General features: G+C 68.3%; 1 pseudogene. It reads left to right on the forward strand.

Annotated features, from left to right (window positions below):
• Positions 1-382, forward strand: a pseudogene (locus PUR71_RS00495) (IS701 family transposase); the annotation flags it as partial.

The raw sequence follows: 382 nt of genomic DNA on the forward strand, positions 1-382 counted from the left end.
CGCGCCCCGGCAAGGCGAAGAGCGGCTTCAAGCGGATGTATTCGCGCTTCGTGGCGCTGCGGATCCGCCCGGCCGGACGCGAGAGCCGCGACGCCACCGAGGGCGTGTAGCTGGCCGAGTGCTGGCTGCTGGCCGAATGGCCCGCCAAGGAAGCCGAGCCGATACAGTTCTGGCTCTAGAACCAGCCCGCCGAAACCCCGCTGACCACACTGGTGCGAATGGCCAAGCTCCCCTGGCGGATCGAGCACGACAAACCGGAGATGAAAAAGGCCCACGGCCAGGCCCACATCGAGGGCCGCACGTTCACCGGCTGGCATCACCACGTCACGCTCGTCTCTCTCGCCCACGCGTTCTGCACCCTGCGCAGACTGGCCACCGCCCC

It is taken from the genome of Streptomyces sp. SP17BM10 (assembly GCF_036322405.1).
Taxonomy (GTDB): Bacteria; Actinomycetota; Actinomycetes; order Streptomycetales; family Streptomycetaceae; genus Kitasatospora.